Source organism: Streptomyces sp. NBC_00104 (assembly GCF_045160825.1).
Taxonomy (GTDB): domain Bacteria; phylum Actinomycetota; class Actinomycetes; order Streptomycetales; family Streptomycetaceae; genus Streptomyces.
In genome coordinates this window covers 2118024-2138482 of record NZ_CP108215.1, presented here as the reverse complement: position 1 = coordinate 2138482, position 20459 = coordinate 2118024, and the positions used below count along the sequence as shown (strand labels likewise).

The 20459-nt window shown below is 68.8% G+C and carries 9 protein-coding genes; 3 read left to right on the top strand and 6 right to left on the bottom strand.

From position 1 onward, the window contains the following. Nucleotides 1–9: 9 nt before the first annotated feature. The 6 genes from OG272_RS09290 to OG272_RS09265 all read right to left on the bottom strand — a co-directional run bounded on the left by OG272_RS09290 (nucleotide 10) and on the right by OG272_RS09265 (nucleotide 10686). Nucleotides 10–3198 (bottom strand): UvrB domain 3-containing protein, encoded by a 3189-nt coding sequence (locus OG272_RS09290; RefSeq protein WP_327730514.1) that lies wholly within the window; start codon nucleotides 3196–3198, stop codon nucleotides 10–12. After that, complete coding sequence (locus tag OG272_RS09285) at nucleotides 3195–3812, bottom strand: DUF4276 family protein (protein WP_327730515.1); 618 nt, start codon at nucleotides 3810–3812, stop codon at nucleotides 3195–3197. The genes OG272_RS09290 and OG272_RS09285 overlap by 4 nt, the downstream gene beginning before the upstream one ends. Then, nucleotides 3809–5035, bottom strand: a complete 1227-nt coding sequence (locus OG272_RS09280; protein WP_327730516.1) for an AAA family ATPase — start codon at nucleotides 5033–5035, stop codon at nucleotides 3809–3811. Before OG272_RS09280 ends, OG272_RS09285 begins: the two co-directional genes overlap by 4 nt. After that, nucleotides 5032–6297, bottom strand: a complete 1266-nt coding sequence (locus tag OG272_RS09275; RefSeq protein WP_327730517.1) for a restriction endonuclease subunit S — start codon at nucleotides 6295–6297, stop codon at nucleotides 5032–5034. Before OG272_RS09275 ends, OG272_RS09280 begins: the two co-directional genes overlap by 4 nt. Further along, entirely contained in the window at nucleotides 6294–8285 is a 1992-nt protein-coding gene (locus OG272_RS09270) for a class I SAM-dependent DNA methyltransferase (protein WP_327730518.1), read from the bottom strand. Before OG272_RS09270 ends, OG272_RS09275 begins: the two co-directional genes overlap by 4 nt. 139 nt (nucleotides 8286–8424) lie before the next feature. Further along, nucleotides 8425–10686, bottom strand: a complete 2262-nt coding sequence (locus OG272_RS09265; RefSeq protein WP_327730519.1) for an N-6 DNA methylase — start codon at nucleotides 10684–10686, stop codon at nucleotides 8425–8427. A 199-nt stretch (nucleotides 10687–10885) separates the two neighbouring features. Between OG272_RS09265 and OG272_RS09260 the strand changes: the two genes are divergently transcribed. From OG272_RS09260 to OG272_RS09250, 3 genes are all read left to right on the top strand, one after another. Continuing rightward, entirely contained in the window at nucleotides 10886–11458 is a 573-nt protein-coding gene (locus tag OG272_RS09260) for a hypothetical protein (protein ID WP_405893041.1), read from the top strand. A gap of 459 nt (nucleotides 11459–11917) precedes the next feature. Further along, nucleotides 11918–14122, top strand: coding sequence for a hypothetical protein (locus tag OG272_RS09255; RefSeq protein ID WP_405896001.1), 2205 nt, complete (start codon nucleotides 11918–11920; stop codon nucleotides 14120–14122). A 106-nt stretch (nucleotides 14123–14228) separates the two neighbouring features. Continuing rightward, complete coding sequence (locus tag OG272_RS09250) at nucleotides 14229–20450, top strand: hypothetical protein (protein ID WP_327730522.1); 6222 nt, start codon at nucleotides 14229–14231, stop codon at nucleotides 20448–20450. Nucleotides 20451–20459: the final 9 nt, after the last annotated feature.

Here is a 20459-nt window from a genome sequence, read left to right as displayed (position 1 = left end):
CGTCCGCAACTACAGGTCGTCCAAACCCTCTTCGTTGCGGATCATCCGCCACGCCGCGCGCCGAGCGCTCCGGTCCAGGTTGGACTTGAAGCTACGGTCCGCGCCGAAGTAGCGCTTGCCGAGCGTGTCGATCGTCGAGACGTGATCCATCATGTAGCCGTTGAAGGCCTTGTCGAAGACGACGCCGAAGTTGTCCTCGTCGTTGACGACGGCGGCGGCGCGGACCTTGGGGTCGTTCTTGGCCGCGTTGAACGCCGGGAGGACGTCCTCCTCGGTGAAGTCCGTGCCGAACTTCGCGTTGAACTTGTCGATCAGCTCCGACAGGAGTGACTTCTCGGCCTCCTTGGCGCCGCCCACGCCGTCGCCGAAGCCCTTCAGTTCGGCCGGGCCCTCGGGACTGAGGGAGACGTCGTGTTCGCCGGTCTTCGCGACCCGCAGGTGACTGAGGTCGACCTCGCCTATGTCGACGCCGCCGTCGGCGCGGCGGGGGAGGCGGTTGAGGAGGTAGCGGCCGTAGAGGTGGAGCCGTTCGAGGTCGGCGTCGCGATACGGCACGATCTGGGCGAGGAAACCGTACTTGCGGACGTAGTCGTTGAGGTTGGCGCGGAAGTCCTCGGTCGTCTCGACGTCGTCCTCCTCCTCGCTCTCCAGCAGCGCGGTGAAGCGGATGACGGCGGGGGAGAGGAGCCGGTACAGCTCGGCGTGCAGCTTCTCCCACTTGGCCTGGGAGCCGCCCGCCTTCTCCTTCGCCGCGAAGTACGCGGAGGCGAAATCGTCCATGTCCTGCTCGGAGATGATCGGCGCGGACATGACGCGGCTCTGGGCGGTGTAGAGGAGGTTGGGGTCGGAGGGGAGGGTCTCCGCCTCCTCGAAGTACGGGCGGAAGGCGTCCTTGATGTCCTCCGCGTCGTTGACGAAGTCCAGGACGGCGAGGTCGGCCTGGGACTTGCGTTCGGCGGTGCGGTTGAGGCGGGAGAGGGTCTGGACGGCGGCGATGCCGGTCAGGGTTTTGTTGACGTACATCGTCGTGAGAAGCGGCTGGTCGAAGCCGGTCTGGTACTTCTCGGCGACGACCAGGATCTTGTACTCCTGCTGCCCCTTGCCGCCCGCCTTGACGGCCTTGTCGTCGGCGCGGGTGTACGCGAACGCCTTGGGCAGCGCGCTCTCCGAGAGCCCGCCGTTCTCCTTGACCTCGGTGGTCTCCTCGTCGTCGATGGTGAGGGAACCGGAGAAGGCGACGAGGACGCCCAGGTCGGGGTACCTGGTGTCGTAGTCGCGGTCCTTGATGTAGCTCTTGATCGCGCGGGCCATCTGCACGGCGGAGTGGCGTGAGGCCGTGACGACCATGGCCTTGGCGCGTCCGCCGAGCCGGCCGCGGGTGTGGGTCACGAAGTGCTCCACGATGACCATGGCGTGCTGGGAGACGGTGTGCTCGTGGGTGAGCGCGAACCGGGCGAGCAGGCTGTTGGCTTTGGAGGGGTCGACCTCCTTCTCGTCCGGGTTCTGGTTCACCAGCTTCCAGTAGGTGTCGTACGTGACGTAGTGGCGCAGCGGGTCGAGGATGAAGCCTTCCTCGATGGCCTGGCGCATGGAGTACGTGTGGAAGGGGCGGTAGACCGCCTTGCCGTTCTCGGCGATACCGCTGTCCTCGGTGCCGAAGAGTTCGAGGGTCTTCGCCTTGGGGGTGGCCGTGAAGGCGAAGTAGGAGAGATTGGCGGCCTGGGAGCGCTCGACGGCTTTCGCCTTGAGCTTGTCGTTCACGGTGACGGTGGTCGTGCCCGCGTCCTCGGAGTCGGAGTCCAGGCCGAGGTCCCGCAGGGCGGACTTCACGGCGGTGGCGGCGTCGCCGGACTGGGAGGAGTGCGCCTCGTCGACGACTATGGCGAAGCGGGTGCCCTTGATGTCTGTGGGGTTGCGCTTGATGTAGTCGAGGAGGGCCGGGAACGAGTGCAGGGTGACCGTGACGATCTTGCCGGTGTCGCGTGAGAGGGCGCGGGCGAGCTGTTCGCTCTTGGCTCCGTGCTTCTCGTCGATCTTCACGACGAGGCCGTCCGTCTGCGAGAAGCTGCCGACCGTTTCGCGGAGTTGGGCGTCCAGGTTGCGGCGGTCGGTGATGACGATGACCTTGTCGAAGACGGGTTCGCCGGGGGTGAGGCGGTTGTTGGCGAGAGCTTCGGGGTCGAGGGTTCGGGGGTCCGCGTCCGCGTGGAGGTCGCTGAGGCGGTGGGCCAGCCAGCCGATGGTGTTCGACTTGCCGGAGCCGGCGGAGGCCATGACGAGGTAGTTCTGGCCGACGCCGTGGGTGGCCGCGTGGGCGGTGAGCTTCTTGACCACGTCCCACTGGTGGTAGCGGGGGAAGATCGTCGACTTGGTGGTGCCGCCGCCGGGCGTCTTGTGCTTCTGCTGGTGCGCGAAGCGCTGGAGGAGGTCGAGCCAGTTGTCGCGCTGCCAGACCTGTTCCCAGAGGTACGAGGTGGCGTACGTGCCGTGGGTGGTGGGCGCCGGGTTCCCGGCTCCGCCGGGGCGGCCGGGGCCGTTCGAGCCGGTGTTGAAGGGCAGGAACTGAGTGCTCTTGCCGCGCAGCTGGGTCGCGACGAAGACCAGGTCCGGGTCCACGGCGAAGTTCGCGACGACCCGGCGAGTGAAGATCAACTCGGTCGGGTCGCGGTCGGTCCGGTACTGCTCCTTGGCGTGCTCGACGCCCTGGCCCGTGAGCGGGTTCTTCAACTCGGCCGTGGCGACCGGTATGCCGTTGAGGAAGAGGGTGAGGTCGAGTTCGTGGCCCCAGTCGGCCTGCTTGGTGGCGTAGCGGAGTTCGCGGACGACGGTGAGGCGGTTGGCGCGGTAGCCGTCGAGGACCGAGTCGTCGGAGATCAGGTTGGGCTTGAAGTAGGCGACGCGGAGCAGGACCCCACGGTCCTTGACGCCGTTGCGGAGGACGTGGAGGAGCCCGTCGTCGGCGATGGCCCGGTCGAGGCGTTGGGCGAAGCCGCGCTGGGCCTCGTTGGCGTCGCCGTAGACGGTCCGGAGCTCGTGCCATTCGTCGGGCTGGGTCTCGCCGAGGAAGGTGTACAGCTCGTTGGTGTCCAGGCCGAGATCGGCGGTGTAGTCGACGGGGCTCGCCTCACGCCAGCCGTGTCCGGTCATCGCGGAGACGATCGCGGACCCGAAGGCGGACTCGTCGTGCACGGGGCTCATTGCGAAGCGTCTCGCTTTCCGGTGAGGAGGAACAGAACGTCGCGGCAGAACTTGTCGAACGAGGGCGCGCCGGCGCTGGCTGCACTGAGATCGAACCGCTGGGCGAAGGACGGCTGGTGCGCGGTCTCCTGGTACGTGGATCCGGGCGGCATCCGCTTGGACAACCATTCCTTGGCGCCGCGGATCGCCTCGGGGGTGGGTGGCGGAACGAGGTCGTCGGGCAGCCCGGCAAGCCCCGCGAGTCCGGCCGCCCCGGCCAGGAACCAGGCTTCGAACTCCCGGACTGCCGCGACCGCGACGAGAGGAACATGGGCATGGGTTGCCTGCGCGTGGGTGCGTAACTGTTCAGCCAACTCGACGGCGCAGCCGTCGTCGGCGTCCAACAGCACGAGAACGCCGGTGGGACGGGGTGTACGTGCCATGACGACGGTGAGGGCTTGCGCGAGCGGATCGCGCTTCAGCATCCGATCGCGGGGGAGACGGTGAGGGCGTTGGATGTCGGCGTACGCATCGGGGAGGAGATACGGGACGAGCCGGTGCAGGAGTCCCTGTAGAGCTCTCTCCTCGCCGTGCCCCTCGACGATCGACGCGATCACAGGGTAGGGAGCGCTCACCGCATTCCCGCCCGTGTGTTCTCTCCGGCGGCGGTCTTCGCCGGACGCATCTCACCACTGCGCAGCAGATCGGGCAGGGTCAGCACACCGTCGTCGAGCAGCCGTCGGCCGCCCTCGTCGATCGGACCGATCGCTGTACCGCTCCCGTCATCGCGCACGACCAGCAGGTGCCCCTGGTCCACGGCTGCGTTGTCCAGCAGGTCGGCGCTCTGAGTGGTCACCATCACCTGCGTGTTGCGTGCGGCAGCCACCAGAGCGTCGTACAGGGCACCCACCATCGGAGGATGCAGGGAGATCTCAGGCTCCTCGATCCCGATGAAGGGAATCTCGCCGGTCAGCGCCCTGGGCTGGAAGAGCGCGGCGAGGACGCCGGCGAGGCGGAGCGTGCCTTCCGAGAGCGACCGGCGGTCGACCTTCACCACCTGTGCGTCTGCGTCGAGGAAACGGCCGACAACGAACGCCAGATCCCCCTCGGGCACCTCCACTCCGTCCACTCCGGAGGCGTTGTCCACCATGCCACTGAGGTAGCCGTCGATGGTTTCCTTGACCCAGGAATGTTGTTGGGCCAATGCGGAGAGTACGCGTGCCAGATGCTCGCCGCGTTCTCCGAACATCCCACCGCCGGTGCTGCTCGGCGTGTCGTCGACGGCACGAAGAACCGGGGTGAGGAGTTCGTGGAAGCGCATGTCACGCAGGCGCAGGTACAGAGCTTCCACATCGGCGTCCGTCTGGGCGGATCTGGGCAGGAGGATGTCGTCCCGCCATGCGACTCCGCGGCCCTGCGCCATCTCCGGGATGAACTGATCTCCTCGCCCGAGTCCCGAGAGTTTGACCTCCTCGCGGCGAAGCACGGGGGCGCTTCCGCCGGCCGGGCTGGCTCCCACTTCGAGAACGTAGGTGAAATCGAGGCCGTGCTGCTCCGCTCCCGGTTCGGGGACATGTGTGTCCAGACGGATCCGGAAGAGGTCGGTCTCCTGCCCCGATGGACCTTTGTGGAGGACCTCCTGAAGACCGCCACGTGACTCCAGCGCCTGTCCGGGCGAGGAATGGAGGGCGTCCCGGACGAACCGGATCGCGTCGAGGAAGTTCGACTTCCCGGCCGCGTTCGGCCCGACGAGGACGGTGAGCGGGCTGAGCTGTACGTGGCAGGCCGCAATGGAACGGTAGTTCTCGATCTGCACGCGCGTGATGAACGGCGGAGCTCCGTTGTGAGTGGACGTCATGCCACGTCAACGCCTCGGCCGGAGGCAGTGGAGACGTCGAACTGGCCGGTTACGGCGGCGGTGATGAGGGCTTGGCGGCGTTCAGTCAGCAACGCCTTCGCACGCTCAATTCGAGTGTGCGTGGCTTTGAGCCAAGACATCTGCTCGTCCGCTTGCTTCGACGCTGATAGTTGAAGTGGACGAGGAAGAAGCGGAACAAGCTGCTTATGCAAGTCGTTCCTGTTCACGCCCGGAACCGCCGCTCTTGCCTGCTCCATTTCATATGGGAGCGCACGGAGAAGGTGGTAGCAATACCGCTCATTATTTCCATCGAAGTTCTTGACATATAGAGTCGTGTTGTGCGGCCAGTAGGGCTGTTCGGTCCAGTGCACGTTACCCACGGATCCATATCGTCCAATAATAACCCCGGGTCCGCTTGCAATGGCCTTGTCGTGCCAGCCAGCGTGGCCCGCAGTGGTGAACACGGGGATTCCGCCTGAGCGGCGCTCAGATTCTGTGAGGTCAACGCCCCTCTGAAGTTGGAGTACACGAACGAGCGGTACGAGAAGTGCCTCAGGGTGAACTTTGGGGAACCAGGGCACGCCTGACTGCATCTGTCCGCCACCCAGGAGGGCGCCGCCCACAATCAAAGGTAGGGCCGCTCTTTCACGTTCATTTACCAAATCTCGTTGTTTCGTGAAAAGGGAGACGAGATGGTCAATTCGGATGGTCTCGGCGTCGAGGTATTCGATGATGCGGCGCTGTTCTTCCAGGGGTGGGAGCGGTAGAGGGAAACTTTGGATCTTGTTGCTATTGGTGGAAGCCAGGTTTGTGGTTCTCGTTCCTGTGCTCTCGAAGTAGCAGCGTCCGTACAGAGACTGAGTCAAGTAGGCGAGATACCGGCCGTTGAGGCGCTGCGGATCGGGGCGAATTACGAAGATGTGGTTCTGGTGCAGGCAGCCTTCAAGTTCACCCTGCCAGACCGTCCCACGGCCCAGCTTGTCCAGGTCCCCACCTTCCGTCATCAGGACGTCGCCTGGGCGAAGCGTGCTGCGACGGGCCACGCTTCGGGGCACGGTGATCTCCGTGACCGATTCGAGGCTGAGGCTTCCTGCTTGAACATTGGCGACGCGCAAGTAGGGTCGTGTGACGACGTCGCCTGTGACGTCGCGTTTTGCGTCGACGGTCAGCCCGTTCTGCAAGTGGGCGACGTAGCCGAGGCGCACCAATTCATAGGTGTCGGGGAGCCTGAGGGAGCGCGGGTCGAAGACTGAGGTGTTCACCGGGCCACTTCCCCGAGTAGAGCCTGGATTTCGGTCTCAAGGGCCTTTAGTTCGGCGTCGATCTCCGTGAGTGGCCGTGGTGGCGTGTACACATAAAAGTGCCGCGTAAATGGGATTTCGTATCCCACCTTCGTCTTGCTGCGGTCGATCCACGCATCCGGCACATGCGGGTGCACCTCCCGCTTCAAGTACTCCTCGACGTCCTCGCCCAGCGGCACGTTCTCGTAGTCCCGAAGCTCAGAATCCGGCTCCGGTGCACCCTTGACGCGCTGCACGTCGCCCTCCGGATCCCGTACGCCGATCGACCCCCGTACCGCCTTCGCGAACGGCGCCCCCGCCGGCCAGAGCAACCCAGCAGCCACCACCGCGTCCTTCAACGCCACGAGCGCGTCGGACTCCTTCCCCCACGACGAGCCCAGCAGCGTACGCGCCGCCGTCACGAACTCCTCGCTCTGCTCCAGCTTTTGCACCGGCTTCGACGTGGCCAGAGCCGCCAACGTCTCCTCCGTCACCTCGAACCGCAGCTTCAACGGCCGCTCGACAGTGATCCGCTGGTACCCGAAGTCCGAGTTGGAGAAGACCTTCACCTTGCCGTGCAGCGGGTGTTCCGGGTCCCCGGCCACGGTGATCGCCTCGCCGTACAGCCGTGTCACCGTCGCGATGTGCTCCTTGCCCAGTTGCTTGCGCTTGTCGCCCAGCGACTTGCGCATCTTCTGCCACTGATCGCGCGCGTCCAGGAGTACGACCTTGCCCTTGTGCTCCGCGTCCTTGCGGTTGGTGAGGATCCAGAAGTACGTGGAGATACCCGTGTTGTAGAAGAGCTGGTCCGGGAGCGCGACGATGGCCTCCAGCCAGTCGTTCTCCAGGATCCACCGCCGGATCTCCGACTCACCCGAGCCCGCCGCGCCCGTGAACAGGGGCGAGCCGTTGAAGACGATCGCGATGCGGGAGCCGCCCCCGCCGTTCACGTCCACCGGCTTCATCTTCGAGATCATGTGCTGGAGGAAGAGGAGCGAGCCGTCGTTGATGCGCGGCAGGCCCGCGCCGAAGCGGCCCGCCTCGCCCAGCGACCTGTGCTCGTACTCGACGTCCTCCTTCACCTTCTTCCACTCCACGCCGAACGGCGGGTTGGCGAGCAGGTAGTCGAACTTCTGGCGGGCGTGGCCGTCGTCGGAGAAGGAGTTGCCGAAGGCGATGTTCTCCGGGTCCTGGCCCTTGATCATGAGGTCGGACCGGCAGATCGCCCATGACTCGGGGTTCAGTTCCTGCCCGTACACCTCCACGGCGGCGTCCGGGTTGAGCGACAGGATGTGGTCCTCGGCCGCTGAGAGCATGCCGCCCGTACCGCACGCGGGGTCCATGACCTTGCGGACCGTGCCCGGGACGGTGAGCGCGTCGCCGTCCGGGGCGATCAGGAGGTTCACCATCAGCTTGATGACCTCGCGGGGCGTGAAGTGCTCACCGGCCGTCTCGTTCGACTGCTCCGCGAAGCGGCGGATCAGTTCCTCGAAGATGTAGCCCATGTTGTGGTTGGGCACGGTCGCGGGGCGCAGGTCCAGGTCGGTGAACTTGCCGATGACCAGGTACAGAAGCCCGGCACTGTCCAGCCGCTTGATCTGCTGCGCGAACTCGAAGCGGTCCAGTACTCCCCGCGCGTTCTCCGAGAACGCCCCCACGTACACCATGAGGTTCTTCGCCGCGTTCTGCGGGTCCGCCGCGATCTTCTTCAGGGTCAGGTTCGACTTGTTGTAGAACGAGTTGCCCGAGGCGCGGCGCAGCCAGTCGTCCGGGTCGATCTCGGTGTCCCTGTACTGCTCGGCCACCGCCGTGACCTTCTCCCGCGTGGGCTCCAGTACGCACTCCAGCCGCCGCAGCACCGTGAACGGCAGGATCACCTTGCCGTAGTCCGACTGCTTGTAGTCACCGCGCAGGAGATCGGCGACCGACCACGCGTGGTTCGCCAACTCCGTGTGCTTGCTGCTGTTCAAGAGACTCCCCGAGTTCCTTCCGTACTGTCCTCGGCCCGGTCCTGGCCGCAGTCCTTCGCGACTGTCCTTGGTGGCTGTTCCGCCGACCCGACCAGTGTGGTCCGTGTGTGAAGAGCGAACTGCCTATGCGGGCGAATCGTCACCCTTGGGATCGCTGTCGAGATCGTTGTTGGAAACTGTCACCGGGATCGCCGGCGGTCTCACCGAACGGGATGAACTGCCCACCCGTCAGGCCCCCCGCCAGCAGTCGTGCCGTGTCCTCCGCCAGCAGCGCCGCGCGCAGGGCCTCCGCCCGTAGCTCGTGCACCCGGCGGAACGCCCTCCCGTACTGCTGCTGCACGGCGAGCGGCAGCAGCGGCACGCGCAGACGCCCCGGGCTGACCTGGAGGATCGTGCTGCCCGTCGACGCGCCCGCGATGTTGTCCTCCGAGCCCAGGAAGCCGGCCAGGCACCATGCGTCCAGGCGCTTCGGGTCGGGGCGCAGGAGGTGGATGCCGGGGCCGAGCAGCGCCCCGGCGTCCCGCTCGTCGGCGACCCGGGCCATGGCGCCCTCGCCGCCAGCGATCGCCCGTACGAGGACATCTCCCTCGGCTACGACCGGCGCGGAACCGCCTCGCAGCTCGGCCGGGTCGCCCGTCGGGGCCGTACCCTGCCGGATGTCCGAGGCGGTCAGGACCGGGAGCGACTCGGCGTCGGCGCCGTCCGGTTCCTGCGCGGCCTCCGGCGTCGTACGCAGCAGCGTCAGCGCGCCGCCCCGCGCCAGGTCCGACGCCGTCGCCGTACGCCACTCCGCGTTGGAGGCGCCCTCGGAGACGAAGTCGGTGTCGCGGGCGGCGCGGGTGAACGACCTTGTGGAACGCAGGAGTTCGGACCTCGCGGCGGCCAGCTCCGCGGCCAGGGCGTCCGGGGCCACGTCCTGACGCGTGATACGGACCTGGCGGGCCGGAGTCAGGTCGGACACGTCGTCCAGCAGGTCGACCACGGGGACCGCGCGTGCCAGGCCCGGCTCGTCGGTGAAGCCGTCCGGGTCACGGACGAACGCCTCCCACACGGCCAGGGTCTCCTTCGTGACCGCGTCCCAGTCCAGCGCGGCAGCCCGCCCACCACTCCTCGTACGCGCCGACGGCACCGATTTACGGCTGGACCCGGCCCCGGAACCGGGCACTGACCCGGCAGTCGCACCGGCCGCGGCACCTGAGCCGGATGAGCCGGAACCACGACCGGACCCGCCCGTCGTCGCCGTGTCCACGAAGAGGACCGACTTGCGCTCCGGCCCGCCCGGCTCGGGTCGCTGGAGCACCCAGATCTGCAGGCCGACGTGTAGCGGGGGAGCCGCCCCGGCAGGCAGCGCCACCACCGCGCGCAGGGCGCCGCTCCGCACGAGCTCCCTGCGTACGCGGCGGCCCGAGGCGCGCCCCGCCACGGCGGGCGGGAGGATCAGGACCGCGTGGCCGCCGGGTTCGAGATGGGCGAGCGCGTGCTGGACCCAGGCCAGCTCCGACTCGCCACGGGCCGGCACGCCGTACGCCCACCGGGGGTCGTACGCCAGCTCGTCGTGGCCCCAGTCGCGGTCGCCGTAGGGCGGGTTGCACAGGACCGCGTCGGCGAGGAGGCCGGGGAAGGCGTCCGCGCGGAGGCTGTCACCGGTGCGCACGGTCACTCCCGCGTCCGGTGCCGTGAGCATGAGGGTGACCGCGCTGCGGCGTGCCTGCACGGGGAGGCTGTCCTGGCCGTACAGCTCGGTCGCCTTGCGGCGGGCGGCGGCGGTGAGGAGGGAGCCGCTGCCGCATGCGGGGTCGAGGACACGGGCCGGGGAGCCGGGGAGCAGGCGGGCCGCGAGGTCCGCGAGCGGGGCGGGTGTCCGGTAGGTGCCGCCGGTGGCACTGTCCTCCAGTTCCCGCTCCGCGAGCACCCCGAGCGCCGCCTCGCCGCCCTCGTCCCGTACGCACAGGAGCAGCGCGCGCAGCACGGCGGCATCACCCGCACGGAAACGGACGGCGTCCGCGCCCGGCACGGTATCGGCCAGACCGGCCACGGCGCTGTCCGCGCCCTCGACGACGTCGGCGTCGGGGAGTTCGGTGAACGCGGTCAGTTCGTCCGGTGAGCGACGGCCGGCCGCGAGAACGAGGAGCAGCAGGTCCGAAGTGGCGCTGTCGCTGGCCGGCGCGTGCAGCCGAAGCGTCGTGCGCAGCTCCTCCGAGGGGCTCGCCGACGAGGTGTGACCGCGTCCGGCCAGCCAGGAGCGCACGGCCTCCAGGTCGTAGAGGGGGCTGCTGTCCGTGCCTCCGGAGGGGGCGGGAAAGTCGTCGTGCCGACGGCGCCAGTTGCTGACCGTGGCGCGGGTGACGCCCGCGATGCGGGAGATCTCCGCGGCGGTGACCAGTGCGGATGGCTGGGGCATGGCGAATGTCCTGGGCCTCTCGGTAGCGAACAGCTAACAACCTACAGCGCTCGTCAAATTCGTCAAGATGATTGACAGTGCTTTCATTGACATGCTTGCCTGGTTCTGCTTCCGGATGGTTTCGCCTCTCCGGACACCGCTGGAACCGCTCAACCGCCGACTCGTCATGCTCTGCCGACCCATCGAGAACGGACTCACCATGGCCACTCCGCCCCCGAACTTCCCGTCCGGCAACGGCCCCCAGGGTGGCTGGGGCCCGTCTATGCCACCCGCGCCACCCGCCCCCAAGGCCCCGGGGCGCAACAGAGCCCTGCTCACACACGGTGCCGTGGCCGTCGCCGCGCTGCTGGTAGGCGCGGGGATCGGCGCGATCGGTGGCGGCGGAGAGGGCTCCGGTGACACCGCCGACGTGAAGGCCGCGCCGCGGCCGACCGTGACCGTCACGGCGACCGAACAGGCGGAGGCCGAGCCCGGCCCCACCGTCACCGAGACGGTCACCGCCAAGCCGAAGAAGACGGAGAAGGCCGGTCCGGCGAGCAGTTTCTCCGGTGAGGGCGAGTTCCTCGTGGGCGAGGACATCAAGCCCGGCACGTACAAGACGGCCGGACCGGAGGGGGAGTACGGCTGCTACTGGGAGCGCGCCAAGGACGCCAGCGGCGAGTTCGACTCCATCATCGCCAACAACAACCTGGAGGGGCCGGGGCGGGTGACTCTCAACAAGGGCGAGTACTTCAAGACGAACCGGTGCAAGGAGTGGAAGCGGGTGGGGTGAGCGCGGCTCACGCCTCCAGGTGACGGTGTCCCGGAGGCTCCGCTCCCTTCTGCTCTGCCGCCCGAGGGCTTCGTGTCCCGATGGGCCCTGGGCTCTGGGGCGTGGAAGCACTCATGGGGCGTGCGCTTCACGGTGTGCGCCTTGAGGTGTTCGTGAAGGTGTCGAAAGTGTGGTCGGCGTATCAAAGTCAGGCATAGCCTGCGTAAAGCGAAGCACGTGGGCGGGGACGACCCATGGTGCGGCGGAGGTGTCATGGGTGGGGAGCCGCAGGTACCAGCAGCCGTCAAGAAGCATGGAGGATCGACAGCAGAGCATCCGAAGCACTCGGCGAGTCATCCGAAGAGGCCGGAGAGGCCGGAGAGCGGGGAGTGCCGGGAGGGGGCAGGCGCCTCACGGACACGCCATGTCGTGCCCGAAGTACCCGGCCCGTACGGCGAACACGCCCTGCTGACCCCGGCCATGGCCCAGAGCCACGAGGACGTACCGGCCGTGGACCGGGAGCGACTGCGGCGGTACCTGGAAGCGGTCGTGGCGGCCCGGCGGGCGCCCGTGCACACCGCCGTCGCATTCAACGCCGTCTACTTCGGTTACGACCTCGACGGTGACGGTTACGGCCGGAGCCCTCTCCAACTGGACGACTTTCCCGTGGTCACCCTGGGCGAGTGCGTGCCGGCACTTCCCGTCGGCGCCATGGTGCGCGTCGTCACCGGGGCGGACCCCCTCTATGCCGAGATCGTCTACAAGGAGGGCGCTCACCCGGACGTGAGCGGCCTCGGCGACGTACCTGCCTGGATCTCCGGAGCGCCCGCGGGCGCCGAAGGCCCCGGCCGGCCGGGAACGGCCGCGTCTCCCCGCCGCCGTGAACTCCTGGTCCCGGACCCGCACGCATTCGGCCCCGCTCTGAGTCCCACGCCTGCCCAGCTTCGCCGATTAAGGGCCCACCAGCGCTGGATCAACGAGGACGGTCACGTCGTCATCGACGCCTGCTACCCGTCCGGGGAAGCCGCCCGGCGCGACGACCTGACCGTCTACGCGGACCATCTGCTGACCACCGCACGAGCGCAGCTCCTCAGCCCCTATGTCCCCGTGTCCCTCGTCGAACTCGTCGGCGGCACGCACGAGGACGCGCTCCGCGCCGGTCTGTCCTGCCTCCTCGACACGGTGCGCCGCACTCTCGCCGCCAGTGATCTGCTGCGTACGTGGGGTCCGTACGCCATGACCCGTGACGCTCTCGCGGCGGGCTGGCGCGACACCGGTCCGCTCGGCGGCGACGACCTGAGGACACTGGCGGCGGCCGTGGAACGCGCGGCCACCCCGTCGCGGCGCCGCTACGGACTGACCGCCCCCGTCACCGTGTACACAGCGGTCGGGCCCCGGCTGCGCACGTTCCCCGGGGCCGAGGAACTGCTCGGCGGTGTGGAGTACGCCGCAGCAGTGTGCCGGGCGAACGTGACACTCGCCGACGTGGTGCAACGGGACAGCGAGCGGGGGCTGTTCGCGAACGGCACCCGGGTCGGACTCGACGACGCCTTCGAAGGCGGGGGCGTCTGGCGCTCCCATCACCCCGGGGAGGCGGAGGGCCCGAGCGATCCCCTGACACCCACCGGACGAGGGTGGGCGTCCACCACGGCAGCGGCGGAGCCCGTGAATCCGGAGCCCGTGCAGGAGACCGAGCGGGCACCCGTCGACGTGTCGCTCGCGGACGACTCCGCCCTCGGGGTCAGCAAACTGCTACGGACCGGCGATGGTGAGATCGTTTGGAGGCAGCCCCTACGACTGGCCCACCTCATCGACGGCCGTCTCCCTCTGGACCCGCTCGTGGCAGAGGAACTGAGGGCGGCTGACGGGCGGCAGCCCACGCTACGGCTCGAGTTCGAACACCCGGGCGGCGTGCTCAGTGGGGGCGAAACCGTTCAGAACGCCGTCGCGGAACTCGGCGACGGGACCGGCTGCCTCACCGGCGTGGTCTGGCCCGCAGACTTCTTCCCTGGCCTGGTGCTGCGTTTCCACTGGCCCCGGGGCAGGCGGATGCTCCGGGTCGTCACGAGCCCGCTCGACCAGCCGGTGCAGATCGACGACCGAGTGATCGGGCACTGCTACGAACCGCGTGTCCTGACCCGTGAGGACGCTCCGGGCAGCAGCCGCAGCGGTGACACGGCAGCGGGTCTCAGCCCCAGGCAGCTGGTCATGCGCACCGTGCGCCGCTGCGGGCTGCTCACGCTGGATGGCCACGCCCTGCTCGACCGCTCGGGCCTGCCCGTCGCCGCCTACGGCTGCCGACCGGCCCGCTCCCAGAGCGCCGACCTGGAGCACGCCGTCGCGGAACTCCTCGCCGAGCGGCGCCTCGAACCGGCCGTCGGCAGCCGCGATGCCACCGGCCGGCCCCACTTCCCGGCGCGCCCCGGTCAACCGCAGATCCCTCTGATCGCCTACCGCCCGGCCCGAATACGCGTGATACAGCCCTGGGGCGCCACGGGCCCGACGACCGGAACCATGCGTCTGCAGTACGTACCCGGACACCTGCGCCGACTGCTGCCAGGGCGCTCCCCGAGCGACGCGCAGAGGGCCGCCTTCCGGGAACACTGCCGCCGGCTCGGCAAGGCCGACGGCTGGGAACTGCCCTACGGCTACACGTTCGTGACCGAGCACACGCGCGGCCACTGAACCACCCGCCAGGACCGTCCGGCGGCCACGTCACTTCCCTCACCGGTGCACACCGACACCAGTGAGACACCCATGAGAGACCAACACGGAACGGAGTACGCGGCCTATGCAGAGCCGTTACCACGTCGTCACGGAACCACCCCTGTCCCCGCAAGACGGGTCGGTCGAGGGCCTGGAGGCTCTGGCCGACGCCCTCAACGTACTTGATCGTCCCGTGGCCGCGGCACTGGACGACCTGACGGTCGGCATGATCGAACTGGCCTTCAACTCCCTCCGCCCCAAGGCCCGGCAGAGGCTGCTCGTCCGCCTGGGCATCCGGATCGCGGCCCCACGGCGGGCAGGGAGCGCGCTGTGCGGGGACATCCTCGCCAGGCTGCGCCGTGAGGCCCGGCAACACGCGTGCACCTGTGGCGTCAAGGACCTCACCCACAGTGTCATCAACGACGCTGTCGGGACTGTCTTCGCGGAGGACGATCACGGCTCCGGGTCCGGCTCCGTACCTGTCCCCGCTCCCGTCTCCCGGTGGGGCGCGACGCTGCTCCGGGCCGCGGTCTTCGCGTGGTGCAACGCATCGGTCGCCGATGCGTACGTCCTTGCCTGGGCGGCTGACCACGACTTTTTTGGGGCGTCGGCCACGGCGGAGGGCGAAGGGCAACGGCTCGACGCCGTACGCGCCCTCGCACGGTCCGTCGTCGAGGCGAACCCGGACTTCGTACCTGTCGAACCCGAGCGGGACGGAGCACGGCCGACGACGGCCGAGGACCGGCTCCCCACAGCGGGCCGGACGGGTTCCGACCCCGCGCCGGACACCCTCGCCCAGGGCTTGCCCACCGCGGAAACCCCCGCTTCCCAGGAGCCGGTACGCGGCATTCCGGTCCAGAGCAGGGCCGTCCCGGCCTCCGACACGGCCGGGGTCGGTAAGGGCACTGATCCGGAGGATGCCTGCCGGGAGCTGGCGTCCGCCGTCGAGGAAGCCGTGCGGGCCGCCCGGAGGACGACCGGGGCGATCGAGGACGGGCGTCCGCCCGCCGAGGCCGATCTGACGCCGTTGACGGGGCTCAGGGCCGTTTTCGACAGGGTACGGACCGTGTCGGCCGCGGCGGGCATCGAACCGGGGCCGCTCCGGCTCGAAGACATGGTCCAGGCGGCGCAGGCACATCGGGCGATGCGCGACCGTGACCGGGCCGAGCGGGAGACGCTGGGGGAACTTCTGTTCATCGGCTGTCGGCCGGCCGGCCCCGCCGCGGCCGCCGCCGAAGCCGTCCGCGCCGCTGCCCGTCGGCTCCTCGACACACAGGCCTGGGGAGTGACGGAACGGCAGGAGAGCTCCGCGCTCATGGCACTCGCCGACCTTGTCGGGCTGGGCCGGCAGCCGGACGCCGCGGCGGAGATCCTGGCCCTTCAGGAGCAGGTCGTGCGGGTCCTGCCCGCCTGTGCGACCGCCGCAGTGATGGCACACGAACTCACCCTGCCGGAACGGACCGAGGCCCTGTCCGGTTCAGAACCCGCCTGTGCCGACTCGGACGCGGTGCGGGCCGAGGAGACCCAGGGTGTGGCACGGGAGGCATCCGAAGCGTCAGCCACGACTTCGGACGCTTCCGAGGTCCCGCAGGTCCCGCACATCCCGCGGGTCCTGGAAGCCGCGGAGATCGGCGGGGGCGACGGCGCGGTGGCGGACGCCGTAGGACCGGTGACCGTGGCGACGGCCTCCCCGCAGACGGACGAGCACCTGGTGGTGGGCCTTGTCGAGGGTCCGGAGGCGCGCGACGGCTCGGAGCCGAGGGCCGCACTCGTCCCGGACACGGTTCCCAGGGTGGACGTCACCGCCCCCACGCCCACGGCCACGTCCATCACCGTCGCACAGCGCGAGAGTGAGGTGCCGGAGGAGGCGGCGGAGGAGGCGGCGGACCGAGGCGGCGACGAGGCATCGGCCGAGCATGCCCTGGCACGACTGGTCGCGGAGCGGCGCTTCGGACTCGCCCACCATGTGGCACGCTCCGTCGGCCGCCCCGAACCGCAGGTGACGGCACTCCGGCTCGCCGGCGCGGCCGCGATGCTCACTTCCGGCATCGGCCACGGCGCCCCTCTGGTCGCCAGCCTGCTGCATCAGCAGAGCGGTCATGTCGGCCGTGACACGGAGGGCTGCGAACTCGTCCTGCTGCCAGCCCTGTTGCGGGTGGCTCTGGTGACCGGTGATCACCTGGCCGGGGCCCAGCTCAAGGCCATGGCGCCCCGCCTTCCCGAGGCACTGGGAGAGGTGGCGACCACCGTCGCGGACCGAGCACTCAGTGGTGCCCTGATGATCGCCTCCCCCCTCGTCGTCATCGCTGACGTATCCGAGACCGAAGCCCGACTGCGGGAACTCCGCGAACAGTGCGGCGCCCTCATGGCCCCGCAGCGCCTCCGGTTCGCCAGGGCGTCGGACATAGCCAAGCGCTGGCTGGTTCCCGATGACGGGCTGCTGGGCTCCATGCTCACGGCCGTGATCGACGACGACCGCGATGCGTTGTCGGCTGTTCGGGAGAAGGCGGAGCGTCTCTCGAAACTCTCCGAGATCAACGGCGAGATCGACCGCATGGATCGCAAGTACCGCACATCCAGCGGCAAGCCGCTCCAGGGCTCCGGACGTCAGGACCTGGTCCACGTCGTCGAACGGGCCGCAGGCCTGGCCAAGGAGTGGTGTCTGGCAGTCGACGGTGCCCGCAGGGGCGACCGGTCCGACGCGAACCGGGCAGCCAAGGAAATCTCGTCCCTGCGCCAGTCGATGCTGACACGGCACGACGCCGTCCTGACGGAACTTGATCAACTGGCAAAGCGGCCCGGCACCTTCGTCGCCGCGGCCGCGTGGGCGGCGCGCAGTTCCATGGAGGAACTCTTCGCGTTGTTGTCCGGCGACACCCGGGCCACGCTCTCCGGCAGCGGGGCCGACCCGGAACTCGTCCTGGACGTGGAACTGCTGAAGGTCTGCGACACGGTTGAGGAACGGCCCACGCTCGACCGGCTCCTGACCGCGGTCGACCGCAGCTGGGACGAAGCACTGCGGGAGCGACTCGACCATGACGCGTTCACGGCCGCCCGCACGATTCTGGAACTGGCGGACCAGCGGGGGCTGCCGGGCCCGGGGAGCGTTGACTTCGAGCCGCAGACAGCTCACCTGATCGCGGAGCGGGAGACCACGAGGCGGGTGGCTCTCCGCGCCGACCACGACGAACTCGTCGCCGAGATGCATCGGGCCCAGGCCGACGGCGCTGTGACGGACGACCAGGACCTGCGACTCCAGGAGTTGCTGGCCGACGCACGCACGCGACTGGACAACACCGACCAGCGTGACTTGACCGACGTGCGGCGGGCGTTGGCCAGGGTGCGGGGTGACCTGCCGAAGCACCGGCGGGAGGCGGCCGACCGGATCCGGGCCCGGCTGGACGCCCTGGACCTCACGGAGGGTGAACGGGCACAGGTGCTGCGGCACCTGGACACCGGTGGTCTGGCGACGGCGGCCGATCTCGTCTACTTCCTGGAGATCGGCGAACCCGTGCCCGAGATCGAGGCCGGCGAGTCCCATCTGACCGAGTTCTTCCCGGTGGTGCCCGACGGACTGCCCAAGGGCATCGACCACGAGCTCGTCGAACTGGTCCGCTCCGGCGGCAAGCACCCGACTGTCCCCGTCCTGGACTACGGGAACCTTTCCAGCGAGGAAGCGGCACTGGCGGCGGACGCCCTGAACGAATGGCGTGAGCTGGGCGCCGCGGAACCGAAGGACCGGCCGAACATCTCCGCCCGTCGGAAGCTGCTCCCGGCACTGAAACTCCTCGGCTACGACGCCAAGAGTGCCCCGTCACTGGACGAACTGTCGCCACACCGTCGCGAGTACCGCTTCTTCGAAGTGACCGGCGTGGAGGTCAACGGCCGGGCGAAGGTGCCCGCTTTCGGCTCACAGATCAAGGAGCAGGGCGGCACCTTCCGGGTGCTCATGCTCTGGGGCCGTCCACCCGCCGAGATCGTCATCAGCCGTGCGTCGCAGGACCCCAGCGAGACCAGCCTCCTGGTCCTCTACTTCGGCACGCTCGGCCGTGAGGCGCGCGCGGAACTCGCCGCCGGATCGGATCGTCTGCAGCCGCTGCTGGTCGTGGACGATGCCGCCCTGGCCTATCTCGCGGCCCGCGGTAACCGGCAGGTCGGTACGGCCACCCAGATTCTGCTGCCGTTCTCCGGCGTGAACCCGTACATCCGGGAGAAGCGCGGCCGGATCGGCGGGGAGATGTTCTACGGACGCGACGCCGAACGCAAGAGCATTCTCGACCCGCGTGGCACCCAGGTCATCTTCGGTGGCCGGGGCCTGGGCAAGTCGGCGCTGCTCAGCGATGCGGGGGAGCGCTTCACGGACCAGCGCCCCGGGTTCCACCAGTCGGTGTACGTGAACCTGGACCAGGAGAACATCGGCAAGGGAAGTTCCCTCGGACCGGAGGCCCTCTGGAGTGTCCTGGACCGGGAACTGACCGGCGTCCAGGTGCTGGCCCGACCCCAGGGACGCAAGTCGCCGAAGGACCGCTCGGAGCGCGTGCGAGCGGGAATCCGCAGCTGGCTCGACGGGGACTCCCGGCGGCGCCTGCTGATCCTGCTCGACGAATGCGACCAGTTCTTCGAGGCGGACGCCCCTCGGTTCGACCAGACCAAGAAGCTGAAGGGACTCGGGTCCGACACCAAGGACCGGGCCAAGGTCGTCTTCGCCGGCCTGCACTCCGTGCAGCGCTTCTCCAAACTCGCGAGCAACGGACCGTTCGGGCATCTCGCGCAGACCCCGAAAGTGATCGGGCCGCTCGCCCCGCAGTTCGCCGCCGATCTGCTGGTGGAACCGATGCGTGCGCTCGGTTTCGAGTTCGCGGACGTGGACCTGGTGAACCGCGTGCTGGGCTACTGCTCGTACCAGCCGTTCCTGCTGCAGATGTTCGGTCACCGTCTGGTCGAGGTGATGCACCGCAAGCGGACGCGGCGTGGAGTCGAGGGGCCTCCGTACACCGTGGATGTCGCCGACATCGAGGCCGTGCAGTCGGACGTCGACCTCAGGACGGGCATTTCCGACGCCTTCAAGGACACACTGAGCCTGGACCACCGGTATGACGTGATCGCCAACGTCCTCGCGTACCACGCGCGCCACCGTGGCCTGGAAATGCGTCTGAGCGACGCCGAACTGCGCGAGGAGTGCGAGACGTGGTGGCGTGCGGGCTTCGAACAGCTCGACACCGAGGGGTTCCGTGCCTATCTCTCCGAAATGGTGGGCCTGGGTGTCCTCGCTCCCAACCACGACGGACAGGGCTGGCATCTGCGCGGCCCGAACGCACTCCGCATGATCGGCACACCTCATGAGGTGGAGGCGCGTCTGCTGAGGGCCGAGCAGGACTGCAAACTGGAGGAGAGCATCGTGTTGGAAGGGCGGCCGGAGCTGCCCGACGGGAGGCCCGCCCCGCTCACGATCACCCAGCTCGACGATCTTCTCGGCGAGCGCGCCAACCAGACGAGGGTTGTTCTCGGCACCCCGGCCACCGGAGCCACCGACGTGGGTGACACCCTGCGCGCGGTGGCCGGACGCATCGCCGACTGGACGCTTCCTCCCATCGGCAGGCTCAGCGTCTTCAAGCAGGAGCTTACGGGGGGACACCCCCGTGAACGTCGCGTGATCATCAGCGACTTCGCCCGCTACCCGGCGAAGCCGGAGACCTGTCGCGAGGCCGTGGACCTGGCCGACGCCCTGCTGCCCAGCACCCCGGGTGTCACCCGGGCCGTGGTGCTCGTCACCGACACCGGTCAACTGGACCTGTGGCGTGCTCTGCTCACGGGTGAGGAGCGCACCACGGCGGTTCCCGTGATCCTGCGTCGGCACGACCGCCGCAGCCTGCGTGGCTGGGCACAGCGAACCGAGGTCTTCAGCACGGACGAACGTCTGGACCGGCTCTACGGGCTCACCGGTGGCTGGCCACTCCTTGTCGACCGGGCCCACCGGCTGCACGACGAACTCAGCGACCCCGACGACGCGTTGCGGCGCCTGGCCGACATACTCACGGACCGGTCAGCGGCTCGTACGTTCCTTGACGCGACCGGTGTGTTCACACACCCGGACCTCGCGGCGGGGTATCGGGCCATCGCCGATGAGTTCGGCGGGGACCTGGCCGACGTGGAGGCTGTTGTGACCGCCATCGCGTACCAGAACGGCGACGAGGACGAAGCTCGCTGGATCTTCGCGTGCCTTGATGCCCTTCAGGTGTTCGACAGGGAAGAAGCCCAGTTGCGCCTGGAGCCGCTGCTGCGCCGGTGCGTGACCTTCTGCGTTTGACAGATGTGG

Bases quoted from the DNA above. Each gene is read 5' to 3' on its own strand.
- OG272_RS09250 (WP_327730522.1), top strand. From the start codon at position 14,229: ATGCAGAGCCGTTACCACGTCGTCACGGAACCACCCCTGTCCCCGCAA.
- OG272_RS09280 (WP_327730516.1), bottom strand. From the start codon at position 5,035: ATGACGTCCACTCACAACGGAGCTCCGCCGTTCATCACGCGCGTGCAG.
- OG272_RS09255 (WP_405896001.1), top strand. From the start codon at position 11,918: ATGGCCCAGAGCCACGAGGACGTACCGGCCGTGGACCGGGAGCGACTG.
- OG272_RS09260 (WP_405893041.1), top strand. From the start codon at position 10,886: ATGGCCACTCCGCCCCCGAACTTCCCGTCCGGCAACGGCCCCCAGGGT.
- OG272_RS09265 (WP_327730519.1), bottom strand. From the start codon at position 10,686: ATGCCCCAGCCATCCGCACTGGTCACCGCCGCGGAGATCTCCCGCATC.
- OG272_RS09290 (WP_327730514.1), bottom strand. From the start codon at position 3,198: ATGAGCCCCGTGCACGACGAGTCCGCCTTCGGGTCCGCGATCGTCTCC.